10 protein-coding genes, 3 rRNA genes and 2 pseudogenes are annotated in these 20,885 nt (G+C 64.6%); all 15 read left to right on the forward strand.

Features of this window, described 5'->3' with window-relative positions; genetic code table 11:
• Nucleotides 1-62 precede the first annotated feature (62 nt).
• The 15 genes and pseudogenes from tyrS to xerD all read left to right on the forward strand — a co-directional run bounded on the left by tyrS (nucleotide 63) and on the right by xerD (nucleotide 20,876).
• Nucleotides 63-1,377: pseudogene (gene tyrS / locus AC06G6_RS06985) on the forward strand (tyrosine--tRNA ligase).
• Between the two features lie 535 nt (nucleotides 1,378-1,912).
• A 16S ribosomal RNA gene (locus tag AC06G6_RS06990) occupies nucleotides 1,913-3,436 on the forward strand.
• Between the two features lie 541 nt (nucleotides 3,437-3,977).
• A 23S ribosomal RNA gene (locus AC06G6_RS06995) occupies nucleotides 3,978-7,113 on the forward strand.
• A gap of 229 nt (nucleotides 7,114-7,342) precedes the next feature.
• Nucleotides 7,343-7,459, forward strand: a 5S ribosomal RNA gene (rrf, locus tag AC06G6_RS07000).
• Together the 16S, 23S and 5S rRNA genes form the textbook arrangement of a ribosomal RNA operon.
• Nucleotides 7,460-7,699: 240 nt before the next feature.
• The gene (locus tag AC06G6_RS07005; RefSeq protein WP_479827607.1) at nucleotides 7,700-9,481 is read left to right on the forward strand and encodes a hypothetical protein; all 1,782 of its coding nucleotides are present in this window, start codon (nucleotides 7,700-7,702) and stop codon (nucleotides 9,479-9,481) included.
• The gene (locus AC06G6_RS07010; protein ID WP_479827609.1) at nucleotides 9,465-10,103 is read left to right on the forward strand and encodes a hypothetical protein; all 639 of its coding nucleotides are present in this window, start codon (nucleotides 9,465-9,467) and stop codon (nucleotides 10,101-10,103) included. The genes AC06G6_RS07005 and AC06G6_RS07010 overlap by 17 nt, the downstream gene beginning before the upstream one ends.
• Nucleotides 10,104-10,242: 139 nt before the next feature.
• On the forward strand, nucleotides 10,243-12,351 hold the full coding sequence (locus tag AC06G6_RS07015) for a hypothetical protein (protein ID WP_479827611.1): 2,109 nt from the start codon (nucleotides 10,243-10,245) through the stop codon (nucleotides 12,349-12,351).
• Between the two features lie 6 nt (nucleotides 12,352-12,357).
• Complete coding sequence (locus AC06G6_RS07020; protein WP_479827613.1) at nucleotides 12,358-13,347, forward strand: HAD-IIA family hydrolase; 990 nt, start codon at nucleotides 12,358-12,360, stop codon at nucleotides 13,345-13,347.
• 10 nt (nucleotides 13,348-13,357) lie between these two features.
• Nucleotides 13,358-13,690: a hypothetical protein gene (locus AC06G6_RS07025; RefSeq protein ID WP_479827615.1), complete on the forward strand. Its 333-nt coding sequence runs from the start codon at nucleotides 13,358-13,360 to the stop codon at nucleotides 13,688-13,690.
• Entirely contained in the window at nucleotides 13,687-14,499 is an 813-nt protein-coding gene (locus AC06G6_RS07030; protein ID WP_479827617.1) for a TlyA family RNA methyltransferase, read from the forward strand. The genes AC06G6_RS07025 and AC06G6_RS07030 overlap by 4 nt, the downstream gene beginning before the upstream one ends.
• A 22-nt stretch (nucleotides 14,500-14,521) precedes the next feature.
• On the forward strand, nucleotides 14,522-15,562 hold the full coding sequence (locus AC06G6_RS07035) for an NAD kinase (RefSeq protein WP_307463377.1): 1,041 nt from the start codon (nucleotides 14,522-14,524) through the stop codon (nucleotides 15,560-15,562).
• A 3-nt stretch (nucleotides 15,563-15,565) separates the two neighbouring features.
• The gene (gene recN, locus AC06G6_RS07040; RefSeq protein WP_479827619.1) at nucleotides 15,566-17,305 is read left to right on the forward strand and encodes a DNA repair protein RecN; all 1,740 of its coding nucleotides are present in this window, start codon (nucleotides 15,566-15,568) and stop codon (nucleotides 17,303-17,305) included.
• A 78-nt stretch (nucleotides 17,306-17,383) separates the two neighbouring features.
• The gene (locus AC06G6_RS07045; protein WP_479828571.1) at nucleotides 17,384-19,177 is read left to right on the forward strand and encodes a CTP synthase; all 1,794 of its coding nucleotides are present in this window, start codon (nucleotides 17,384-17,386) and stop codon (nucleotides 19,175-19,177) included.
• Between the two features lie 27 nt (nucleotides 19,178-19,204).
• Nucleotides 19,205-19,866 (forward strand): annotated as a pseudogene (locus tag AC06G6_RS07050) (NUDIX domain-containing protein).
• A 14-nt stretch (nucleotides 19,867-19,880) separates the two neighbouring features.
• Entirely contained in the window at nucleotides 19,881-20,876 is a 996-nt protein-coding gene (gene xerD / locus AC06G6_RS07055; protein WP_479828572.1) for a site-specific tyrosine recombinase XerD, read from the forward strand.
• The last annotated feature ends 9 nt before the right edge of the window (nucleotides 20,877-20,885 follow it).

Raw genomic sequence — 20,885 nt, forward strand, 5'->3', positions numbered from 1 at the left:
GCGCCCGGCCGCCCGACGGTCACAGGCACTGACGGTGCCCGGATCCTGCTAACTTAGATTCCGTGTCCCAGCTAAATGATCTACGTTCCCAGCAGAATGACCCCAGCTTCGCCAACGTGTGGCAGGAGCTGAAATGGCGAGGCCTGGTCCACGTCTCAACGGATGAGGCGGAGCTGGAGAAGCTCCTCGCCGGCGATCCCGCAACCTACTACTGCGGCTTCGATCCCACCGCGCCCAGCCTGCACCTGGGCAACCTGGTCCAGCTGCTGCTGATGCGCCGGATCCAGCTGGCCGGCCACAAGCCCCTCGGGCTGGTCGGCGGCTCCACCGGCCTGATCGGGGATCCCCGGCAGACCGCCGAACGCGTGCTCAACACCCCCGAGACGGTCGCCGAATGGGTTGGAAAGCTGCAGGCACAGGTCCAGCGCTTCCTCAGCTTCGAGGGTGACAACGCGGCCAGAATGGTCAACAACCTGGACTGGACCGCGCCGCTGAGCGCCATCGACTTCCTTCGCGGGATCGGCAAGCACTTCCGGGTCGGCACCATGATCAAAAAGGACATTGTTGCCAACCGCCTGAATTCCGACGAGGGAATCAGCTACACGGAGTTCAGCTACCAGATCCTTCAGGGTATGGACTACCTGCAGCTCTTCCGCGACTACGGCTGTGTGCTGCAGACCGGCGGGTCGGACCAGTGGGGCAATCTCACCAGTGGCACCGATCTCATCCGCAAGGTCGAGGGCAAGCACGTCCATGCGCTGGGTACCCCCCTCATCACGAACTCCGACGGCACGAAGTTCGGCAAGAGCGAGGGCAACGCCATCTGGCTTGATCCGGAGATGTGCAGCCCGTACGCCTTCTACCAGTTCTGGCTCAACACGGCGGACAGCGATGTGGCGGCACGCCTGAAGGTGTTTACCTTCCTGAGCCGTGCCGAGATCGAGGCCCTGGAAGCCGCGGTTGCCGAGCGACCCTTCGCCCGCGAAGGACAGCGGAAACTCGCCTACGAGGTGACCTCCCTCGTCCACGGTGTGGAAGCCACGGAGAAAGTCATCGCCGCCTCTGCCGCCCTGTTCGGCAATGGCGACCTGAGCGCCCTGGACGAGGCAACGCTCAAGGCGGCCACGTCCGAACTCCCGTCAGCCACCATTGATGCCCGGCAGCCTGGGCATTATCGAGCTGCTTGTCGCCACGGGCCTGTCGGAGAGCAAGTCGGCCGCCCGCCGCACCGTGGGGGAGGGCGGGGCGTACGTCAACAACGCCAAGGTCGCGGATCCGGACGCCGTGATTGAGCCCGGCCAGCTGCTGCACGGACGCTACCTGCTGCTGCGCCGGGGCAAGAAGAACCTCGCGACCGTGGAAGTTTCCGCCGCCTAGAACAGCACCGCAGGCCGCCTGCACCCTCCTGCACCCTCCTGCCCGACCCAGTTGCAAGGTCGGGCCGGAGGGTGTATTGTTTTCTGAGTCGCCACCGCAGAGTGGTGACCAACCCCAACAAAAATAGAGAAGCAATTCTTCTAGCGCTTTCGGCTCCCCTGGAGCACGCGGCGCAAGAATGAAAAATTGCTTCACATTTTGGTGGGCGCAATTGCTCCACCGAGTGGAATTTAGATGAAAATCTGGATTTGCAAAGTGGATATGAATGAAATAAGCTTCAAATATCGCAGCGAAGAAAAAGCGAAACAAATGAATTAAATTGCATTGAATTGTTTCGAATAGTACTTCGAATGTGTCTGTTGTTTGAGAACTCAATAGTGTGCCAAGTTTGTTGATACCAATTTATTGTATTGAATTGGTTGAATTGACCAGGCCTGCCACCCCGTGGTGTGGTCTGGTTTTTACAGCTGGTTTCAAATTTTGTGCATTGTGTGCATCCCGTTTTCCCGGGGGCGCATGGTGTGTCTGTTTTACTTCAACGGAGAGTTTGATCCTGGCTCAGGATGAACGCTGGCGGCGTGCTTAACACATGCAAGTCGAACGATGATCCCAGCTTGCTGGGGGATTAGTGGCGAACGGGTGAGTAACACGTGAGTAACCTGCCCTTAACTCTGGGATAAGCCTGGGAAACTGGGTCTAATACCGGATATGACTCCTCATCGCATGGTGGGGGGTGGAAAGCTTTATTGTGGTTTTGGATGGACTCGCGGCCTATCAGCTTGTTGGTGAGGTAATGGCTCACCAAGGCGACGACGGGTAGCCGGCCTGAGAGGGTGACCGGCCACACTGGGACTGAGACACGGCCCAGACTCCTACGGGAGGCAGCAGTGGGGAATATTGCACAATGGGCGAAAGCCTGATGCAGCGACGCCGCGTGAGGGATGACGGCCTTCGGGTTGTAAACCTCTTTCAGTAGGGAAGAAGCGAAAGTGACGGTACCTGCAGAAGAAGCGCCGGCTAACTACGTGCCAGCAGCCGCGGTAATACGTAGGGCGCAAGCGTTATCCGGAATTATTGGGCGTAAAGAGCTCGTAGGCGGTTTGTCGCGTCTGCCGTGAAAGTCCGGGGCTCAACTCCGGATCTGCGGTGGGTACGGGCAGACTAGAGTGATGTAGGGGAGACTGGAATTCCTGGTGTAGCGGTGAAATGCGCAGATATCAGGAGGAACACCGATGGCGAAGGCAGGTCTCTGGGCATTAACTGACGCTGAGGAGCGAAAGCATGGGGAGCGAACAGGATTAGATACCCTGGTAGTCCATGCCGTAAACGTTGGGCACTAGGTGTGGGGGACATTCCACGTTTTCCGCGCCGTAGCTAACGCATTAAGTGCCCCGCCTGGGGAGTACGGCCGCAAGGCTAAAACTCAAAGGAATTGACGGGGGCCCGCACAAGCGGCGGAGCATGCGGATTAATTCGATGCAACGCGAAGAACCTTACCAAGGCTTGACATGAACCGGAAACACCTGGAAACAGGTGCCCCGCTTGCGGTCGGTTTACAGGTGGTGCATGGTTGTCGTCAGCTCGTGTCGTGAGATGTTGGGTTAAGTCCCGCAACGAGCGCAACCCTCGTTCTATGTTGCCAGCGCGTTATGGCGGGGACTCATAGGAGACTGCCGGGGTCAACTCGGAGGAAGGTGGGGACGACGTCAAATCATCATGCCCCTTATGTCTTGGGCTTCACGCATGCTACAATGGCCGGTACAAAGGGTTGCGATACTGTGAGGTGGAGCTAATCCCAAAAAGCCGGTCTCAGTTCGGATTGGGGTCTGCAACTCGACCCCATGAAGTCGGAGTCGCTAGTAATCGCAGATCAGCAACGCTGCGGTGAATACGTTCCCGGGCCTTGTACACACCGCCCGTCAAGTCACGAAAGTTGGTAACACCCGAAGCCGGTGGCCTAACCCCTTGTGGGAGGGAGCTGTCGAAGGTGGGACTGGCGATTGGGACTAAGTCGTAACAAGGTAGCCGTACCGGAAGGTGCGGCTGGATCACCTCCTTTCTAAGGAGCACCTACAACCATCTTGCCCCGTGTATGCGGGTGTGGAGGGGTTGTCAGGAGTACGCCCGTTGCGCAGACGCTAGTTCTGCGGCGGGTGCTCACGGGTGGAATATCAGCAAATAGCGGCCGCCGGTTTTTCCCCGGCACCCAGTACGGATACACGCCCCTTTGGGGTGGTGGTCCTGGAACGGTGCCTGGGAGGGTAACGGGCGGTTTAGTGTTTGGCACACTGTTGGGTCCTGAGGCAACAGGACCACGGCACGCAGCTCTGCGCGGGTTCCCTTACGGGGGAGTCCGGCGCGGGGGCGGCGTGGTGTGGGACTTGTGTTTCTGGTTTCCTGGCTGCACCGAGCACACACGAATGCGTGTGTGGGGTGTGTGGTACGGGGTTGTTGTTTGAGAACTACATAGTGGACGCGAGCATCTTTTATAAGAAGCAATTTCCAAGATATATGAACCTGGATCTGTTGTCTCATCCTTAGGGGTGGGGTGATGGTTTCTGTGGTTCTCTCGAAAGAATAGCGTTTTATTGATCTTTTGTGGTCAAGTTTTTAAGAGCACACGGTGGATGCCTTGGCATTAGGAGCCGAAGAAGGACGTAGGAATCTGCGATAAGCCTGGGGGAGTCGATAACCGGACTGTGATCCCAGGGTGTCCGAATGGGGAAACCCCGCCAGGGGCGCGAGCTGCCTGGTGACCCGCATCTGAACACATAGGGTGCGTGGAGGGAACGCGGGGAAGTGAAACATCTCAGTACCCGCAGGAAGAGAAAACAATAGTGATTCCGTCAGTAGTGGCGAGCGAACGCGGATCAGGCTAAACCGTTCCATGTGTGATAGCCGGCGGGCGTTGCATGGTCGGGGTTGTGGGACTTCCCATTCTGTCTCTGCCGGGACAGTGGGGTGTGTAGTACAGGCATAGGTGAACGGTCTTGAAAGGCCGGCCAGAGAGGGTGTGAGCCCCGTAACCGAAATGTTGTGTACCGCCCGGGGAGTATCCCAAGTAGCACGGGGCCCGAGAAATCCCGTGTGAATCTGTCAGGACCACCTGATAAGCCTAAATACTCCCTAATGACCGATAGCGGACCAGTACCGTGAGGGAAAGGTGAAAAGTACCCCGGGAGGGGAGTGAAACAGTACCTGAAACCGTGTGCTTACAATCCGTCGGAGCCAGTCTGATTCTGGTGACGGCGTGCCTTTTGAAGAATGAGCCTGCGAGTTAGTGTTACGTCGCGAGGTTAACCCGTGTGGGGAAGCCGTAGCGAAAGCGAGTCTGAATAGGGCGTTGCAGTGGCGTGATCTAGACCCGAAGCGAAGTGATCTACCCATGGCCAGGTTGAAGCGACGGTAAGACGTCGTGGAGGACCGAACCCACTTCAGTTGAAAATGGAGGGGATGAGCTGTGGGTAGGGGTGAAAGGCCAATCAAACTTCGTGATAGCTGGTTCTCCCCGAAATGCATTTAGGTGCAGCGTTGCGTGTTTCTTACCGGAGGTAGAGCTACTGGATGGCTAATGGGCCCTACAAGGTTACTGACGTCAGCCAAACTCCGAATGCCGGTAAGTGAGAGCGCAGCAGTGAGACTGTGGGGGATAAGCTTCATAGTCGAGAGGGAAACAGCCCAGACCACCAACTAAGGCCCCTAAGCGTGTGCTAAGTGGGAAAGGATGTGGAGTTGCGAAGACAACCAGGAGGTTGGCTTAGAAGCAGCCATCCTTAAAAGAGTGCGTAATAGCTCACTGGTCAAGTGATTCCGCGCCGACAATGTAGCGGGGCTCAAGTACACCGCCGAAGTTGTGGATTTCAGATATTAGCTAAGCCGCCCCTTGTGGGTTGGTTCAGGCGTCTGGAGTGGTAGGGGAGCGTCGTGTGGGCAGTGAAGTCGCGGTGTAAACCAGCGGTGGAGCCTACACGAGTGAGAATGCAGGCATGAGTAGCGAAAGACGGGTGAGAAACCCGTCCGCCGAATGATCAAGGGTTCCAGGGTCAAGCTAATCTGCCCTGGGTAAGTCGGGACCTAAGGCGAGGCCGACAGGCGTAGTCGATGGACAACGGGTTGATATTCCCGTACCGGCGAAAAACCGCCCATGCTGAACAGGGGATACTAACCGCCCGAAACCTGCCCGGCCGCCCTTGTGGCGACCCGGGTTTTGGTGGAGCGCGGGACCTGATCCTGGGAGGCAAGCGCATTAACAGGTGTGACGCAGGAAGGTAGCCGAGCCGGGCGATGGTTGTCCCGGTCTAAGGATGTAGGGCGAACGGTAGGCAAATCCGCCGTTCATGATGCCTGAGACCCGATGGGACTCCCGTAAGGGGGGATTCGGTGATCCTATGCTGCCTAGAAAAGCATCGACGCGAGGTTTTAGCCGCCCGTACCCCAAACCGACACAGGTGATCAGGTAGAGAATACTAAGGCGATCGAGAGAATTATGGTTAAGGAACTCGGCAAAATGCCCCCGTAACTTCGGGAGAAGGGGGGCCCCCATCGTGATGGACACAAGCTGTCCGGAGCGTGCAGGGGCCGCAGAGACCAGGGGAAGCGACTGTTTACTAAAAACACAGGTCCGTGCGAAGTCGCAAGACGATGTATACGGACTGACTCCTGCCCGGTGCTGGAAGGTTAAAGAGGACCGGTTAGCCGCAAGGCGAAGCTGAGAATTCAAGCCCCAGTAAACGGCGGTGGTAACTATAACCATCCTAAGGTAGCGAAATTCCTTGTCGGGTAAGTTCCGACCTGCACGAATGGAGTAACGACTTCCCCGCTGTCTCAACCATAAACTCGGCGAAATTGCAGTACGAGTAAAGATGCTCGTTACGCGCAGCAGGACGGAAAGACCCCGAGACCTTTACTATAGTTTGGTATTGGTGTTCGGAGTGGCTTGTGTAGGATAGGTGGGAGACGTTGAAGCCCGGACGCCAGTTCGGGTGGAGTCATCGTTGAAATACCACTCTGGTCACTTTGGACATCTAACTTCGGCCCGTAATCCGGGTCAGGGACAGTGCCTGATGGGTAGTTTAACTGGGGCGGTTGCCTCCTAAAAAGTAACGGAGGCGCCCAAAGGTTCCCTCAGCCTGGTTGGCAATCAGGTGTCGAGTGTAAGTGCACAAGGGAGCTTGACTGTGAGAGAGACATCTCGAGCAGGGACGAAAGTCGGGACTAGTGATCCGGCGGTACATTGTGGAATGGCCGTCGCTCAACGGATAAAAGGTACCTCGGGGATAACAGGCTGATCTTGCCCAAGAGTCCATATCGACGGCATGGTTTGGCACCTCGATGTCGGCTCGTCGCATCCTGGGGCTGGAGTAGGTCCCAAGGGTTGGGCTGTTCGCCCATTAAAGCGGTACGCGAGCTGGGTTTAGAACGTCGTGAGACAGTTCGGTCCCTATCCGCTGCGCGCGCAGGAAATTTGAGAAGGGCTGTCCTTAGTACGAGAGGACCGGGACGGACGAACCTCTGGTGTGTCAGTTGTACTGCCAAGTGCACCGCTGATTAGCTACGTTCGGATGGGATAACCGCTGAAAGCATCTAAGCGGGAAGCTCGCTTCGAGATGAGATTTCCATACACCTTGTGTGTGAGAGGCCCCCAGCCAGACCACTGGGTTGATAGGCCGGATGTGGAAGCGAGGACTAACGACTCGTGAAGCTGACCGGTACTAATAGGCCGATAACTTACACCACACACTCCCTTCGTGAACGGATTCAAAAGACGTTCACACCATGAAGAGAGTACAAAGATAACAAGACTGCTTGCGTCCACTATGTGGTTCCCAAACAACAAACCCGCCACCGCGGCCACGTTGCTCCAGGGAACAAAACCACAACAAAATAAACAACACCACAGTTGTAACACCACAGTTTTCCCACCCGCCACACCCCCAGGGGCCGTGAAGGGAACGGGAGCAAGGGTTACGGCGGTCATAGCGTGGGGGAAACGCCCGGTCCCATTCCGAACCCGGAAGCTAAGACCCACAGCGCCGATGGTACTGCACCCGGGAGGGTGTGGGAGAGTAGGTCACCGCCGGAACATCATTAAACGGTCGAGAGCCCCAACCACACGGTTGGGGCTCTCCCGCATTTAACCCCAAAACAGCACCGCGCGCGTCACAAAAGAAGAATGCAGCGGCTGCATTGCGTGATTTCCGCGGCAGAGCCCGGTGTGCCCTTGCCCTCGGGATACCTGCCCCCGTTACTATTTGGTGGGGCTTGCTCAAGGCGGCCCGGGTGGAACCACAGCTTCCACTATTCGAATTGGGGGAGTGGTTTAGTGAAATTTCCAAAAGTGATTGCCTTGGTGGCAATCCTGGTGGCCGCTGCGGCGACGTCCATCGTTCCGGCTCATGCTGAGGATTCAGCTGCCGTCACCCCCACCATCGCCACCAGCCTCCAGCCGTCGCCTGGAGCGGACCCCACACTTTCGCCCACCCCTTCGGCCACCTCTGCACCGTCGACTTCCGTGCCGACAGCAACCTCCGCACCCACCACGGCTGTGCCGGCTGCCACACCGTCTGCCACACCGACACCGCCGGCTGAACCCAGCCCGACCAGCACGGCCACCGCCGAAGACCTGCCCTCGGGCGTGGCTGCGGTCGGCGCCGGCGAGTCGGCCATCGAGGCCCACTGGGTGTCCCTGGGAGGCGCGACCGGCTGGCTCGGTCCCGTCGCTTCCACCGTTTTTTGTGAATTGCGGAACAGCGGCTGCGTTCAGCGTTTCGAAGGCGGCGCCATTCACTGGTCCACGGCGACCGGAGCGCACGCCACGACGGCGGCCATTGCCGCAAAGTGGGCTGGCCTGAACTGGGAATCCGGGCGACTGGGCTATCCCGTCAGCGAGCAGGTCTGCACACTCAAGAACGCCGGTTGTGTCCAGCGTTTCGAAGGCGGGGCCGTTCACTGGTCCAAAGCGACCGGAGCCTATGCAACATGGGCGGCCATTGCCAGCAAATGGGCGGCGCTGAACTGGGAATCCGGACGACTCGGCTACCCCATCAGTGACGAGATCTGCGGATTGAAAAACGGCGGCTGTGTCCAGCGTTTCGAAGGCGGGGCCGTTCACTGGTCCAGCGGAACCGGAGCCCACGCTACGTGGGCGGCAATTGCTGCCCGGTGGGCGACCTTGAACTGGGAGTCGGGGCGTCTGGGCTACGCCATCAGCGATGAGACGTGCGGCCTGAGGAATGACGGCTGCGTCCAGCGCTTCGAAGGCGGCGTCGTGTACTGGTCACCCTTTGGAGGCGCCCAGCCGATGTGGGGAGCCATCCTCGCCAGCTACGGGGCCAGGTCCTGGGAGGCCGGATCTTTGGGCTATCCGGTCACCGCCGAGTCCTGCTCAAGCTCCAGCACTTGTTCACAGGAGTTCCAGTACGGCAGGTTCACCTGGAAGGCGGGCCTGGGAGTCAAGTATCACCTCCGGTCGGCCGGCTACTGCGAGTCGTTGAATCGCAACGCGGTACGCTACCTGGGCGCAGGCCCGGCGCGGGTGTCCTTCGCCATTGCGGAGACCTACCCAGCAACACCTGTCACGTTCACCACCTGCGTCCGGGTCAACGGTGCCTACCAGGTGGATTGGACGGTCGCCGGCTATGCGGGCGAAAGCGGATTTGCCCGGCCGGGCGTCGCCTCCGGTCCCACTATCAACAAGTTTTCGCCCACGGGCTCGTTTTCGGTGACCGAGGCCTTTGGCCTCGGAAACCCCGGCACGGCGCTCTCCTACCTCCAACTCAACCCCTACTCACGGTGGGGCGGCCGGTTGAACTCGAACTACAACAAGTACTTCGAGTCCAGTGCTGACATCTTCCCGGACGAAAACATGTGGTACTACGCAACCCGGCCGTCCCACGACTATCGTCAAGGCGTTGTGATCAACTACAACCGTCCGCCGGATTCAACAATCCAAATGAACGCCGGATTTGCGATCTTCCTTCACGCCAACCGCGTTCCCACCTGGGGTTGCATTTCCCTCAACGAGGCAGACGTCGTGAGGTTCCAGCGGGGCGCCGTTCCCGGAGACCGGATCATCATGGGAGTCGTGGATGATGTTTTCAACTAAGACCACCGGGCTTGCGAGTCTCGGATTGATCCTCGTGTTCGGACTGTCAGCCTGCAGCGGGTCAGCCCCGGCGCCGAGCGCAGGGGCGTCGACGTCCACTGGATCCACAGCCGTTGCGAGCCCCAGCACGTCTGTTCCCCCTACTGCCCGTGACGGATCTTCACTGATTCCCACCACCGAAGTCGGGGCCTGCTCCCTTCTTAGCGCGGAAGAGATCAAGGCGGCTCTCGGCGACGCGGCGCGGGAGATCCAGGCCGGTGAAGTTGCCGGGACAGTCAGTCCTGCCGGCGTCAGGCACGAAAACTGCATCTACCCACTCGACACCTCCGGCACGACGACGCACGCGGTTGTCCTGGAGACAGTCACCTATCCGGACGAGGCGAGCCGCGCGAGTGCAGACCCGTGGGAGGCCATGATGTCCCCCACGGAAGTGACGGGCCTGTGGGGAGAAGCACGCTACGCCACCAACCGGCTCAGCCAATCAACGGAGCACGTTCTGGCCGTGGCCGAGGGAACACGGGTCTGGAGATTCGTCGTCTCCCAGCCGAAGGACATTTCATCCTGGGATGCGCAGCAAGGACAGGCGGTGCTGAGGAAGTTGGCGGAGACGGCCAAAATCTAGCCCGCCGGACTCGACTACAATGGAGGCTGGCCTCGAGGCGTTCCGTTCACCACGGATTCACCCTCAACAGGCAAGAAGCAACTAGAGTAGTACGGCTGCCAGCGTGCCAGTCGGGGGCTCGCAACAGGAGGAATCCAGCATGGCTGAGCACAACGACGGTAATCGCGGCGGCAACGACCGCGGCAACTTTGGCGGCGGACGCAATTCAGGTGGCGGTGGATTCCGCGGCACCAACAACTCCGGCGGCGATCCGCGTGGCTACCGTGCTCGCGATGACCGGGGCGCCCAGCCGGAGCGTCCTTCCTCCAGCGATCGGGACCGAAAGCCTTTCGGGGACCGCCCTGCGCGTGAAGGTGACCGTAAGCCGTACAGCGGTGGCGGTGACCGTAAGCCGTACAGCGGTGGCGGTGACCGGAAGCCCTATGGTGATCGGGCTCCGCGTGAGGGCGGCGGGGAGCGTCGCAGCTTTGGTGCCGGTGGCGGTGCCGACCGGAAGCCGCCGTACAGCGGTGGTGGTGACCGTGACCGGAAGCCCTATGGTGATCGTGCCCCGCGTGAAGGCGGCGGGGAGCGTCGCAGCTTTGGTGCCGGTGGCGGTGCCGACCGGAAGCCGCCGTACAGCGGTGGCGGTGACCGTGACCGGAAGCCCTATGGTGATCGTGCCCCGCGCGAAGGCGGCGGGGAGCGTCGCAGCTTTGGTGCCGGTGGCGGTGCCGACCGGAAGCCGCCGTACAGCGGTGGCGGTGACCGTGACCGGAAGCCCTTTGGTGATCGTGCCCCGCGCGAAGGCGGCGGGGAGCGTCGCAGCTTTGGTGCCGGTGGCGGTGCCGACCGGAAGCCGCCGTACAGCGGTGGCGGTGACCGTGACCGGAAGCCCTTTGGTGATCGTGCCCCGCGCGAAGGCGGCGGCGAACGCCGCAGCTTCGGCGCCGGTGCCGACCGCAAGCCCTACAGCGGCGGCGACAACCGCAAGCCCTTCGGCAGCCGTGATGACCGGCCTGGCCGCAGCTTTGACCGTGATGACCGGCCCGCCCGCAGCTTTGACCGCGGCGACTCCGGTCCCCGCCAGTTCGGCCGCGACCGGACAGAAGACCGCCCGGTCCGCGTCCCGAACGCCCGGGACCTCCGCAGCGCCAACCGCCCCGACCGCGAGCGTTCACCGCAGATCGACGATGACGTTACGGGCAAGGAACTGGACCGCGCCACGCAGCACCAGATCAGGACCCTCGAGGAAAACAGCGCCGAGTGGGTGGCCCGCCACCTCGTGATGGCCGGCCGCCTCATCGACGACGAGCCGGAGCTGGCCTTTCAGCACGCCCTGGCAGCCAGCCGGCGCGGAGGCCGCCTCGCGGCCGTCCGCGAAGCCGTGGGCCTGACCGCCTACGCCGCCGGCCACTACGGCGAAGCCCTGCGCGAGTTCCGCACCTACCGGAGGATCAGCGGCTCCAACATGCACCTGCCCGTCATGGCCGACTGCGAACGTGGACTCGGCCGCCCCGACCGCGCCCTGGAAATGGCACGCTCCGAGGAGGCCAAGGACCTCGATGCCCCCGGCAAGGCGGAACTGGCCATCGTTGCCGCCGGTGCCCGCACCGATCTGGGCCAGCTCGATGCTGCCGTCTCCGAACTGGAAATCGCCCAGCTGGACATCAACCGGGCGTTCTCCTACAGCCCGCGACTGTTCCGCGCCTACGCAGAAGCCCTGGCCGCGGTCGGCCGCACGGCCGAGGCGGAGAAGTGGCAGCGCCAGGCCACCGTCGCCGAGAACGCCCTCGGCCTCGACGTCTCGGAAGACCCGGACATCATCGATCTCGGCTGGGACGAGGAAGAGGAAGCCCGCGAGGAACAGCAGCAGCGCCGGCTCCTCGCGGAACAGGCCGCCCAGCGGTCCGCCGCGGCTGCCCCGGAGGAGGAGTCGCCGCGTGCCGCCAGCGCCGAGGCCGTCGCAGGCCTGCCGGAAACGGCGGCGGCAGCCAACGCCCTCGACGAAGGATCCGACGACGCCGAATCCGACTTCTGGGAGTCCGACGACGCCGAGTCCGATGACGACTCCGTGGAAAAAGACGCGCTGGACCGCTCCGAGGTCCTCACCGGCAACGATTCCGGCGAGGCCGGACACGACGATTCCGGCGAGGCCGGACACGACGATTCCGGACACGGTGACTTCGGACATAACGACTCCGACGACTCCGGACACGGCGAGTCTGACGACGCCGGCTCGCGCGAGCCGGAACGCTCCGAAGGCTGATCCGGAATGGCCGCACCGGAGCTGATCTCCGCCTTCGACGCCCTGCTCGCCGACCTCGACGGCGTCGTCTACGCCGGGCCGCACGCCATCCCGGGCGCCGTGGAATCCCTGCGCCGGCTCGCCGGGATCGGCGTCGGCCTCGGCTACGTCACGAACAACGCCTCCCGGACGCCGGCGCAGGTGGCGCAGCACCTGCGCGATCTGGGTGCCCCGGCGGAGGACCACCAGGTGGTCAGCTCCTCGCAGGCCGCGGGCGAGCTGCTCGCTTCGCTGCTGCCGGCGGGTGCCCGGGTGCTGGTCACCGGCGGGGACTCGCTGGCCCAGGAGATTGAACTCGTCGGACTGGTGCCGGTCCGCAGTGAAGCCGAGCAGCCCGTCGCCGTCGTGCAGGGGTTCCATCCGGACCTCGGGTGGAAGGACCTCGCGGAAGCCGCCTATGTCATTGCGGGCGGCGCCCTGTGGGTGGCCACGAACACGGACATGTCCATTCCCCAGGCCCGGGGCATGGCACCGGGAAACGGGACGCTGGTCGGGGCCGTGGCCGCGGCCACCGGACAGCGGCCCCTCGTTGCCGGCAAACCGGAAGCGCCGCTGTTCCACGCCGCCGCGAAACGCCTGGCCGCAGACCGGCCGCTGGTCGTCGGCGACCGCCTGGACACCGACATCCTCGGCGGGAACAGGGCCGGCTTCGCCACCGCTGCCGTGCTGACCGGCGTCGACACCCGCGAAACGATCCTCGCCGCCCGGACGCTGGAACGGCCCGGCTACCTCATCAACGACCTCACGGACCTGTACCGTCCCTACCCGGCCATTGAGTCCGACGCCGGGCAGCACCGCTGCGGCGCGGCCACCGCCGTGGTGCACGGGCAGACGGTCCGGGTCAGCGGCGATCCCGGTGACCTCGACGCCTGGAGGGCAGCCTGCTCGGCCTGGTGGTCCGCCAATCCCGAGACCCTCACGGCCCTGGCGCCGGTCCTCGAATGGCTGGATCACTAGACTGGGGACCATGACCGAGCCCAACAACATCACCGGGACGGACCCCGCAGGGGAGGACGCCCAGGTCTCCTGGCCGGCGCTTCCGGCGGAGCCCGGCGGTGCCGGCGGTGCCAGCGCTGCCGGCGCTGCCGCAGGGCATGATCCGTCCCTGGACCCCGCCGTCGGCGCTCTGCTTCGCCGTCTCGGTGACCTGCCGGACCTCCCCGTGGCCCGCCACGAGGAGGTCTATGCCCTCCTGCACGATGAACTGCTCGCGGCCCTCAACGAGTCCATCGCAGCACCACCAACCACAGGCCCGGCCGCGGCCGGACCGACCACGTCACCAGGGGATGCCACGAAATGAGCAGGCTTGACCAGGCCCTCGTCAGCCGCGGGCTGGCGAGGTCCCGCACCCATGCCGCTCGCCTCATCGCCGAAGGCAAGGTCAGCTCCGACGGTGAAGTGCTGGCCAAGGCCTCGCTTCAGGTCCAGGACGACACGGCCCTCGACGTCGCAGCCGCCGATGAGGACAACTACGTCAGCCGTGCCGGGCACAAGCTGGCCGGTGCGCTGGACGCGTTTCCCGCCGTCGAGGTCGAGGGCAAGCGGTGCCTGGACGCCGGGGCCTCCACCGGCGGATTCACCGAGGTGCTGCTGCGCCGCGGTGCGGCCCACGTCGTGGCCGTCGACGTCGGTCACGACCAGCTGGTCCCCGTGATCCGGCATGACCCGCGTGTTTCCGTCCACGAAGGCCTCAACGTCCGTTACATGACCCCTGAGGAGATCGGCGGACCGGTGGCGCTGACGGTGGCGGATCTGTCCTTCATCTCCCTCACGCTCGTGCTGGCACCCCTGGCGGCGTGCACCGAACCGGGCGGCGACCTCGTCCTGATGGTCAAACCACAGTTCGAGATCGGCAAGGACCGGCTGGGCCGCACCGGCGTCGTCACCTCGGAGCGGGAGCGCCGCCTCGCCGTGGCCAAAGTCGCCGCGGAGGCCATGGACACCGGGCTGGAACTGAAGGGCCTCGCCAGCAGCCCGCTGCCCGGCCAGGACGGAAACGTCGAGTACTTCCTGTGGATAAAGCGCGGGATTCGAACAGACCTGCCTAAGATCGAAGAGCGGGACGCAGCCGTTGCTGCGTTACTCGGAACAATCTGGCCCAAGTACTAGAAGCACCAGAAGGCGGAACCCGATGAGCAGGCGTGTCCTCATCCTTGCCCACACAGGCCGTGAGGAGTCCCTCAAGGCTGCCTGGGAAGCGTGCGCCCAGCTCCACGACTTCGGCATCATTCCCGTGATGCTCAAATCCGAGCTCGGCGACATGGTCCGCTTCTTCGGCCGCCTCGACCAGCCCGTCGAGATCCTCCACGACCACGTGATGCTGCCCGACGTCGAACTCGTGATGGTGCTCGGCGGGGACGGGACCATCCTCCGCGCGGCGGAACTGGTGCGCGAGGTTGACGTGCCGCTGCTCGGCGTCAACCTCGGCCACGTGGGATTCCTGGCCGAGAGCGAGCGGGCGGACCTGGCCCAGACCGTCGAATGGGTCGCGAGCCGCCAGTACACCGTGGAAGAGCGGATGACCATCGACGTCCAGGTCTGGGTCCGCGGGCAGAAAATCTGGCACACCTGGGCCCTCAACGAGGCCGCGATCGAAAAAGGCAACCGGGAACGGATGCTCGAGGTCGTCACGGAGGTCGACGAACGCCCGCTGACCTCCTTCGGCTGCGACGGCGTGGTCCTGGCCACCCCCACGGGCTCCACCGCCTACGCCTTCTCCGCCGGCGGCCCGGTGGTGTGGCCCGAGGTCGAGGCCCTGCTGATTGTGCCGATCAGCGCCCACGCGCTCTTCGCCAAGCCGCTGGTGGTCTCACCCCGGTCCCGGCTCGCCGTCGAGATCCTGAACCGCACCGATGCGCAGGGCGTGCTCTGGTGCGACGGCCGGCGCTCCGTGGACCTCCCGCCCGGCGCGCGCGTGGAAGTGACCCGCTCCGCCACGCCCGTCCGTCTCGCCCGCACCCACCAGACGCCCTTCTCCGGCCGCTTGGTCCGCAAATTCGAACTGCCCATCCAGGGCTGGCGCGGACCGATGCCGCAAGCCGCCACCGTCCATACCGGGCCGGTGCCGGTGATCCGCACGCCCCGGCCGATGCCCCCGCTCCCGACGCCGCCGCAGGCAGGACCGCCGCACGCAGGGCCGGACGAGACTCCTGATCCATCGACTGCGAAGTGAACCATGCTTGAAGAACTGAGAATCCGCGACCTCGGTGTCATCACCGACGCCACGCTGCCCCTCGGCCCGGGCCTGAGCGTCGTGACCGGTGAAACCGGTGCCGGCAAGACCATGGTGGTGACCGCCGTCGGGCTGCTGCTCGGCGCACGGTCCGACGCCGGCGCCGTGCGCAGCGGCGCGAAGAGCGCCTCCGCGGAGGCGACAGTGAAGCTCGACGCCGGGCACCCGGCCGTGGCGCGGGCCCGGGAGGCCGGCGCCGAGGTGGAGGAGTTCGACGGCGGCGCGGAGCTGCTGCTCGCCCGCAGTGTGGGCGCGGACGGCCGCAGCCGCGCCTACCTCGGAGGCCGCGCCGCCCCCGTGGGGGTGCTCGGGGAGATCGGCGGAACCCTCGTGGTGGTCCACGGCCAGTCCGGGCAGATCCGGCTCAAGAGCCCGGTCGCGCAGCGCGAGGCTCTGGACAAATTCGCGGGGGAGAGCCTCGCCACGGCGCTCGGCAGCTACCAGGAGCTGTACGCCCACTGGAAGTCCAGCCAGGCCGAACTGGACGAGCTCCGCAGCGCCGCCCGGGAACGCCTCCGCGAGGCCGAATCCCTCGAGGTTGCCCTGGCCGAGATCGACGCCGTCGACCCTCAGCCGGGGGAGGACGAATCGCTCAAGGCGGAGGCAGTCAAGCTCGCCAACGTCGAGGAACTCCGGATCGCGGCCACCACGGCGCACCAGGCACTCATCGCCGAGGACTTCGGTGACGGCAATGACGCCACCGCCTTGGTGGATGCCGCCAAACGCACCCTCGAGCACGTCGCCGAACACGACGAGGAACTCGGCTCCGCGGCCGCCCGGCTCGCCGAGGTCGGCTTCCTGCTCAACGACATCGCCACCGAACTCGCCAGCTACCAGTCCGCCCTCGACACCGAGGGCCCGGAACGGCTGGCCGAAATCGAGGACCGCCGGGGAGCCCTGGCGAAGCTGGTGCGCAAGTACGCCCCGAGCATCGACGAGGTGCTGGTGTGGGCCGAGCAGTCCCGGGCGCGGTTCCTGGAGCTGCAGGACGACTCCACCCGGATCGAGGCGCTGGAGGCCGGCGTGGCCCGCGACGGGGCCGAGCTGGCCCGGCAGGCCGCCGGGATCAGCAAGCTCCGCAAAAAGGCCGCCAAGGACCTCTCCGCCCGCGTCAGCGCGGAACTCAAGGCCCTGGCGATGGCGGATGCCACCCTGGTCATCACCGTCGAATCCGGCGGGAACCCGGGACCGCACGGCGCGGACGAGATCTCCTTCCTGCTCCAGCCGCACTCCGGCGCCCCCGCCCGCCCGCTGGGCAAGGGCGCCTCGGGCGGCGAACTGTCCCGCGTGATGCTCGCCATCGAAGTGGTGCTGGCCGCCGTCGACCCGGTGCCCACCTTCGTCTTCGACGAGGTCGACGCCGGCGTGGGCGGCCGTGCCGCCGTCGAGATCGGACGGCGGCTGGCGATGCTGGCCCGGCACGTCCAGGTGCTCGTGGTGACCCACCTGCCCCAGGTGGCGGCGTTCGCCGACCAGCACATCCGGGTCACCAAGACCTCCGTGCGCGGCGCCGACGGCGCCACTGCCACCGGCTTCACCTCCAGTGACGTCCGACTCCTCGACGAGGCCGAACGCGTCCGGGAACTGGCCCGCATGCTCGCCGGCCAGGAGGACTCCGAATCCGCCCAGGCCCACGCCCAGGAGCTGCTCGACGACGCCCGGCTCCTGCCGCAGCAGGCCTGACCACCCCCGTGCGGCGCCCCGGAACCGGGAGGACAACCACAGCGGCTTGCCGCGAACAGACCCCTGGAGGCCGAATTGATGATAGGCTCGAACCCCGTGGTGCAGCGATCAAATTCCCGTGTAAATTCCCGGTTTCCGGGCTCGTCCAAGACGACCAAACACATCTTCGTTACCGGTGGTGTGGCGTCCTCGCTCGGTAAGGGACTGACGGCTTCGAGCCTCGGTCACCTCCTGCGGGCACGCGGCTTGTCTGTAACAATGCAAAAGCTCGATCCCTATCTGAATGTGGATCCGGGCACGATGAACCCCTTCCAGCACGGCGAAGTCTTCGTCACCGACGACGGCGCCGAAACGGACCTCGACATCGGCCACTACGAGCGCTTCCTCGATGAAAACCTCGAGGGCTCGGCCAACGTCACGACCGGCCAGGTCTACTCCACGGTCATCGCCAAGGAACGCCGCGGCGAATACCTCGGCGACACCGTCCAGGTCATCCCGCACATCACCGATGAGATCAAGCGGCGCATGCGGCTTCCCGCCGAGGGCAAGCACGCCCCCGACGTGATCATCACCGAAATCGGCGGCACCGTGGGCGACATCGAGTCGCAGCCGTTCCTCGAATCCGCCCGCCAGGTCCGCCAGGACATCGGCCGCGGCAACGTGTTCTTCCTGCACGTCTCCCTCGTGCCCTACATCGGCCCGTCGCAGGAACTGAAAACCAAGCCCACGCAGCACTCCGTTGCCGCGCTGCGCTCCATCGGCATCCAGCCCGAGGCGATCGTGATCCGCTCGGACCGCGAAGTCCCGCAGCCCATGCGCGACAAGATCGGCCGCATGTGCGACGTCGACATCGACGCCGTCATCGGCTGCCCGGATGCCCCGAGCATCTATGACATCCCGAAGACCCTGCACTCCCAGGGCCTGGATTCCTACATCGTCCGTGCGCTCGACCTTCCCTTCAAGGACGTCGACTGGACCAGCTGGGACCGGCTCCTCGACGCGGTCCACAACCCCAAGCACGAGGTTGAAATCGCCCTGGTCGGCAAGTACATCGACCTGCCGGACGCCTACCTGTCCGTGACCGAGGCGCTGCGCGCCGGCGGTTTCGCCAACGACACCAAGGTCAAGATCCGCTGGGTCCCCTCGGACGAATGCGAAACCCACGAAGGTGCGGTCAAGTCCCTGGACGGCGTCGACGCGATCTGCGTCCCCGGCGGCTTCGGCATCCGCGGACTCGAAGGCAAACTCGGCGCGCTGAAATACGCCCGCGAGACCAAGCTCCCGGTCCTGGGCCTCTGCCTGGGCCTGCAGTGCATGGTGATCGAGTACGCCCGCAACGTGGTCGGCCTCGAGGGCGCGTCCTCGTCCGAGTTCGAGCCGGATTCGAAGTACCCGGTGATTGCCACGATGGAAGAGCAGCTGGACATCGTCGACGGCAAGGGAGACCTGGGCGGCACCATGCGCCTGGGCCTGTACGAGGCCAGGTTGGACGAGGGGTCCGTGGTCGCCGAGACCTACGGCACCACCAAGGTCAGCGAACGGCACCGCCACCGCTACGAGGTCAACAACAAGTACCGCGAGCAGATCGCCGCCAAGGGACTGGTGTTCTCCGGAACGTCGCCCGACGGCAAGCTCGTGGAGTACGTGGAGCTTCCCCGCGAAGTCCACCCGTACTACGTGGCCACGCAGGCGCACCCGGAGCTCAGCTCACGCCCGACCCGGCCGCACGCCCTGTTCTCCGGATTGGTGAAGGCCGCCCTGGAGCACCAGAAGGGCGACGGCAGCAAGGTCTCCAAGGCAGAGGCAGGCACGGCGGACGCAGCCAAGGCCGCCCCTGCCGCGGCCAAGCCGTCCGCGGCAGTGTCGAAGTAACCCCCAACTAAATCAAAGGACGGCGCGATGCCCGGTATCCCTGAAACCCCCCATGCTGCACGGCAGGTTTCGGACGAACCGAGCCCGCGCCGTCTTTTGTCGTCCCGGACGGTCTACGAAGGCCGAATCTGGGACGTGGTCAGCGACAGTTTTCAGCTCCACGACGACGGCGACCCGCTCGTCCGCGACTACATCGAGCACCCCGGGGCCGTGGCGGTCCTCCCGATGAACGACGCCGGCGAAGTGCTGCTGATCAAGCAGTACCGGCACCCCGTCGGCATGGACCTGTGGGAAATCCCGGCAGGGCTCCTCGATGTCGAAGGCGAGGACTTCGTGGCCGGCGCGGCCCGGGAACTCGCCGAGGAGGCCGACCTCATCGCCGGCCAGTGGAACGTGCTGGCCGACTTCTTAATTCCCCCGGGTCCTCCAGCGAGGCCATCCGCATCTACCTCGCCCGGGACCTGAGTGATGTGCCCGGCCACGAACTCCACGTCCGCACCGACGAGGAAGCCGAGATCGAGCTGCATTGGATCCCGCTGGACGCGGCCGTTGAGGCCGTGCTGGAGGGGCGCCTGCACAACCCGTCCGCCGTCGTCGGAGTGCTCGCCGCCGCGGCCGCCCGAGCCGACGGCTTCCAGAAGCTCCGCCCGGGGAACGCCCCGTGGCCCGCGCATCCCAGCCAGCGCTGATGTTGGAACCGTTGATGGGGGAACCGCTGACAGCAGACCCCCCGGCGCCCGAGCAGCCCCCGGCCCGGCCGCTGACGGCGATAGACCGCGCCATGACGGACTACCTGCAGCACATGGGCGTGGAACGGGGACTCGCGGCCAACACCCTCTCCGCCTACCGGCGGGACCTCGCCCGCTACGCCAGGCATCTGGCCGGCACGGGCCGCCAGCGTCCCGCCGAGATCACCCGGCACGACGTCACCGGCTTCGTCCAGGCGCTCTCCGAGGGGTCCGACGGCGGCTCGGCCCTGGGCATCCGGTCGGCAGCCCGGACCGTCGTGGCCGTGCGCGGGCTGCACAAGTTCTGGGCCCTGGAGGGTGTTACTCCCACCGACCCGGCCAGCGACGTCCATCCGCCCATGCCCGGCAAGCGCCTGCCCAAGGCCATCAGCGTCGACGAGGTCACCAGGATCCTGGAGGCAGTCGGAACGGACACCGCCACCGGGCTGCGCGACCGGGCCCTGCTGGAGTTCCTGTATTCCACCGGCGCCCGGATCAGCGAAGCCGTGGGCCTCGACGTCGACGACATCTCCCTGCACACGGACGGGGAAGCCGGGCCCGCGATTGTCCGGCTCTTCGGCAAGGGATCCAAGGAACGGCTCGTTCCGCTGGGATCCTTCGGCGCCCGCGCCCTGGACGCCTACCTCGTCCGCGGCCGGCCGCTGCTGTCCGCCAAGGGCAAGGGCACCCCGGCGCTGTTCCTGAACGCCCGCGGCGGACGGATCAGCCGGCAGAGCGCCTGGACCATCCTCAAGACCGCCGCGGAAAAGGCGAACATCACCAAGGACGTCTCACCGCACACCCTGCGGCACTCCTTCGCCACGCACCTGCTCGAAGGCGGCGCCGACGTCCGGGTGGTCCAGGAACTGCTGGGCCACGCCTCCGTCACCACCACGCAGGTCTACACCCTGGTCACGGCAGACACCCTGCGGGAGATCTACGCCGCCGCGCATCCCCGCGCGCTGGGCTGAGCCGCAGGG

Source organism: Arthrobacter sp. CJL-S3, assembly GCF_056711635.1.